The sequence below is a fragment of the Arenibacter nanhaiticus genome (assembly GCF_900141935.1).
GTDB classification, from domain to species: Bacteria; Bacteroidota; Bacteroidia; order Flavobacteriales; family Flavobacteriaceae; genus Arenibacter; species Arenibacter nanhaiticus.
This window is the reverse complement of record NZ_FQYX01000039.1, coordinates 27360-33102: the sequence shown is the minus strand read 5'-3', so window position 1 is coordinate 33102 and position 5743 is coordinate 27360. Positions and strand designations below refer to the sequence as shown.

Sequence of the window (5743 nt, the reverse complement as noted above, 5' to 3'; positions counted from 1 at the left end):
TGGTTGCAGTATTACAATAATGAAAGAACCCACACAGGAAAGCACTGTTTTGGAAAAACACCGATGCAGACCCTACTGGACAGCAAATATTTGGCTGATGAAAAAATGTTGGATTTACAATCCGATAAAATTGTACCTTTATTAGAGGCAGGTAAAGCGGAAACAGGCTCTGGTGGAGACCAACCTGTCAGGAATAACCTGTCCGACGACTGGAATGGTCAGGGGGCTCCAAACGAGCCCCTAAACCAAAATTATTCCAAGAGTCAAAATGCCTAAAAAAACTCTTAACTGTCAGACGAAATCGTAGCTATTACATTTTATCACCTATTTTAATAGGCATGAATTTACGACCACCTGCCTTTTGTGTATTCAAGGTTAATTGGTGTTCAGATTCAATTTGGACACCATATTATCTCTGTTTTAATGGTTTTTACGTTTTTTTAGATTTTTTTTGCCCGTGAATATAATGTAATCCAAAGCGTATATTATGTTTGTAAAAACTCCCAAAATGCAGTTGCAAAATCATACAAAACTTAAAACATAAATTGGATCATCAATTAACTTTTGTAAAGAAATTATTATTGCGATTTATTTCTTCTTCCAATGATCTGCACTCCTATGGTTTATTCAAATCGAGAATCGTAACGCTCGTTTTATCTTAAATTAACAATCTAGTTATATTTTTAATTTTCAATTTCCCCAAACTATTAATGCTTATGAAAAAAACTACTACTAAAATTCCAGTTTTATTTTTTCTTTTCGTGCTACTACATTCTTTGAATGTTTTTGCACAAAGTACTTACATACTGGACTACGCTTCAGAGTCTATAACCAATAATGTTAATGACTATACTATTGCGGCGGGATTAACCAGTCCTACCAACTTCACAATTGACTGGGGAAATGGTGGGGAATTACCCGGTACGTATACGAATGCCCTTGTTAAAGTTGTCCCAGAAGGGATTATTCCAGTGGACAGGGGAACTCTTGGCGCTAATGATGGCTGGGGTTTTAACGCCAAAAGCTGGGGGCTTCAGCTTACAGCGGACAACAATTTCTCTGTTGATGCACTTAAACTGGGGCGTCGGTCAGCGGGTAACAGCAATAGGAACGATTTTACCATTTCAGGCTATAAGGATGGTCAGCTAACGGTCTCTCAAACCTTAACATGGACCGTTTATGGGGCTTCCGATCTTGAGGTGTTTACCCGTGGTACCGGTAGTTGGATTGCCAATCCTGCCTGGAACAATATTGATAAATTGGTGGTCAGCTGGCCAGATCCCCAGAAAGACCTTACGGATTATCAGGAAATTGCAGTGATCAATATTTCGGTTTCCGACCCAGTGGCCGCGAATAGTACACCAACAGTAACCACTTTGGTAACCTCTTCAATTACGGCTACCGGGGCTACCTTAAACGGGGACGTGACCGATGATGGCGGGGCTATGGTAACCGAGCGTGGATTTGTGTATGGGACCAATTCTAATCCGACCATAGGAGATGGACGTTCTATCAGTGTAGCTGTCGGTAACGGGATTGGCACTTATAATGAAGCTATTAACGGCCTTTTAGCAACAACTACCTACTACGTTAGAGCGTATGCTATAAATAGTGAGGGGACGAATTATGGTAGTGAGAAAAGTTTTTCTACCTTATCATCACCATTTGAGAATTTTTCTTGGTCTGCGGATGATTTGACCGCCGGTGCAACAGGGGTAACTTATACTTTCTCATATACTACAGTAACTGCCATGAGTGGGGCTTATGATGCAATCTTATATGCCTTACAATCTGTTAATAGTGGTTGGAATACCGAAAATGTTTCGGTAGAGGATGTTTCTGTAACTATTGATGGGGTTAAACGCGCTGTTTCAAATGTTTGGACAGGATCTGCGTCTTCATCAAATAGGGTTTTTATTGGGCTAACAGATCCATTGGTTCCAGCAGGATCTGAGGTAAGTGTTACAATTGGTGATGTTATAAATAATTCAACTGTTGCCTCATATCCATGGAAATGGATCAGGACTGCTAATGGAGGAGGGCATCAAATTGATGAAGCCGAAAGTCCTGACCCTATTGTTTTGACTGCTCCAACGGCAAAAGGAGCGATAACCATTACCAATGCTCCAAGCGACCCTTCTTCTGATTGGTTATTAAGTGAAGGTAAGTTAATTCCCTTAGTGGATGGCGCCAAAGTAAATGTTGATGTAGTGAACAATGCGCTCGCTTCAGGAGATCTTGTTATCGAAGCTCAAACAGATGTGTTTATTGATGCGAATATAACTCCTGTTTTATCGGCAGATAGAACATTGACGCTAAAAGCAAATAGGGACATCAATCTAGAGGCCAATAGTTCAATTGCAGCTAATGGTTTTTCCCTTAATACTATAATATGGTCAGATGCCGATGCCTTGGAAGGGGGTGTTGCATATATTAAAAATCGGGCTGAAATTTTGACTAACGGAGGCCATCTTTGGATTGGGGGGGGTAGTGATAGTGATATCTGGAATGGATTAACCGTAGGGAATGGTACATCTACCGGGAATACTACTAACTCGAATGGAATTACGTTGATTAAAACCAATATTCAAACAGATGGCGGAAACATAGCTTTTTACGGAAAAGGATTGCCAGGTTTTAATGCGGGAATACCTACTCCCATTTCAACGGGCAATTCGACAAATGCTAATGGAATTCGTTTGCACGATGGAAACCTGATAGATGCAGGGTTTGGTACTATTTATATGTATGGTTATGCAAATAACCAACATCCAACATCCAATTCAAATGGAGTAGAATTGAGTCAAACTGTAGGAGCACCCGATGTGATTACCTCTTCAAATAATACTGAAAGGGCTATCTTTATTGAAGGTCATGCCGAAGGTCCTTCTACTGTCGCTAATTCATGGGGGTTTTATTCACATCTTTCCACCGTTGAAAATACAGGGGGAGGTACTGTTCATATAAAGGGTAGTGCCGTGAAAAATTCAGGAGTTAGCGTGGCCACAAATGGGGCAATTTTAGCTGCTAGTGGCAAAATAATACTAGAAGGAACCGCAGCAGGAGTGACAAGTCCCAGTGTACTTGTGCAAGGAGCCGTTGGACAGAAAGAGAATACCAATGTAACGTTATCCGATGCAAATGTCGAAATTATCGGTGATAGATTTTCAATTTCTGGACAAGCTCCTAATGGAAGAATTCAATCTTCTGGAAAATTGGCCATACATGCTTACACAAACGGTATTGATATTGGGTTAGGTAGTGCATTAGCTACACTGCAATTACCCGCTTCTTATTTTATTTCAAACTTTGCAGATGGTTTTTCGGAAATTTTAATAGGTGATGCCAATACAGGAACAATAAACATAGACGGCAAGTTACTTTATCAAGATCCCTTAACACTAAAAACAAATAATAATATCGTATTTAACGCTCAGGCAGATGTTGGTAGCGAGAGTGCTAATGCCCTTACACTTTGGGCACGGGCTAAAGGAGATAACGAGGCCAATGACACTAATTTTGGTGCGATATGGATGAAGCAAGGTTCAACAATCCACACAGCTGGTGGAAACCTAACCATGGGCGGCGGATCTGATCCTTATATAGGATATGCCATGGGGGATCCGTCAGTACCTTCGGCCGAAAATAATGCGATATATCGTGGTGTTGCCATGAATGGTTCTATAAATGCAGCAGGAGGTCATATTATTATCAATGGTAGAGGGAGCAGCGCTAGTAGTGTTAGTCATGCTAGAGGTGTTAGTATAGGGGGACCTATAGAAACGACAGGTTCGGGTAATATTACTATCAGAGGAATTGGTAGAGGTCTTTCGGATGCGATGGCTTTGGGGGATAGTTATTTTTTTCCGAATGCTGTAGGTACTTTGAAAACGGAAACTGGTAATATTACCATAGATGGAAAGCCATCCAGCCCCAATAGAAATGGTCTTAGTATTTCTACTTCCGGATCATATATTCAAACAAATGGAAATTTTTCTGCTACCACTAACGGAAGAATTACTGCCACGGCTGGCGCCTTGGATATTGGGGGTAGTACCTATCTTGAAGCGTTAGATCATATTACATTGACTCATGAAAACAATGATTTTGATGGTAGTATAACAGTAACATCAGCTTCTAATCTTCAACTAACGGACATAAATGAATTGATCTTAGGAGAGATTAGTGCCAGTGGAACCATTGTAATTGCCACCCAAAATGGGGATGTAACGATAGCTGAAAGTATTTCCTCCACCAATGCTACGGTAGATGCCATTCAGATCTTTGCCGATAAAGATAAAAATGCAGGGGATCCAGTAGGAGGGAATATTAAAATTAGCGGAACTCCGGTTATCAGTACAGGTGCTGGGGGACAAGCCAAGTTTTACAGCGGCTCAATTTTGGGAAGTGCAGGTTTAATCGCTCTGATAGGTGAAGACAATACCCGATATAACGTAGATGTCAATACTACCATATTTGATCCCGTATTGGGTTCTGGAAATTATGCATTGATAAGGGAAAAGGAAAATTTACCTCCAACAGCAACAAATGTTAGTTTTTCAGGTGCTTTAACAACTATGCAAGAATTGACCGCAACCTATGTTTATAATGATGCCGAAAATGATCTAGAAACAGGAACAACCTACCAATGGTACCGTGCAGATGATTCTAACGGAACAGGAAAGTTAGCAATAGAAAGTGCCAATGCAATTACTTATACACTTTCACAGGAGGATATTGGTAAGTTTATCAGTTTTGAAGTAACACCAAAAAATGCAGCTGATACAGGTGTCCCGGTTGAAAGTATTTTTAAAGGACCAATTGCTGATGTTTTTAGTGCCCGTATATCGGCTTCCATAAACGTAAGTTGTAATGGGGGAAGTGATGGTTCGGCCACTGTTGAAATAGCCGGAGGTATTGGGCCATACAGCTATAGTTGGAATGATCCTTCGGGATCTACTACCTCTGTAGTAGAAAATCTTGCAGCTGGGACATATGTAGTTACAATTACGGATAGTAGAAATCAGGAAACTACAGCCTCAGTAACTATTACAGAACCGGAAGTATATACAGTAGTGGCTCCAGAAGATGTAGTTGCCTGTGGTAGTTATAGTCTTCCGGTATTAATGGAAGGAAATTACTTCACACAGCCTGATGGTAAAGGAACAGCACTTTTTGCCGAAGATCTCATTACAAGTTCTCAAACGCTGTATGTTTATGGGGAAAATGAAAATGGTTGTACAGATGAAAAAAGCTTCGATATTACCATTAATGAAAATGATATTGCAGCAGTAATCTTTTCAGATCATGAAGTTGTATACGATGGAGAAGAGCACACGCTTGCCGTCGTTGGATTGCCCGATGGTGCCTCGGTTGATTATAATGTTGAGAATACCTATACGAATGTAGGTAGCTATAAGGTTACCGCAACAGTAACTTCAGCACATTCTAGCTGTCCCCACCGAATACTAACTGCGACCCTTACCATCAATAAGACGGAAGCGGCCATCACCGCGGATGCCATCCAGAGCTTTACCTATGATGGAACTGTGAAAAATGTATCGGCAAGCCTAAACCATTCGGAAACGGAATTGACCTATGCCGAACAGCAGGGGTATGCCGATGCGGGTACCTATCAAGTGATCATATCCTCTGAAGAAACGGCCAATTACCAGGCAGCTTCCAAGGAAGTGTCCTTGGTCATTGAAAAGGCAGAAATTACCGGAGTGACCTTTGAAGGTGA

At 41.0% G+C, this 5743-nt stretch carries 1 protein-coding gene and 1 pseudogene; both read left to right on the top strand.

Annotated elements, in window-relative coordinates; translation table 11 throughout:
• Positions 1-111: pseudogene (locus BUA16_RS18470) on the top strand (IS481 family transposase); the annotation flags it as partial.
• A gap of 605 nt (positions 112-716) precedes the next feature.
• Positions 717-5743, top strand: a 5027-nt coding sequence (locus tag BUA16_RS16430; protein ID WP_178338908.1) for a beta strand repeat-containing protein, incomplete at its 3' end; no start/stop codon positions are given.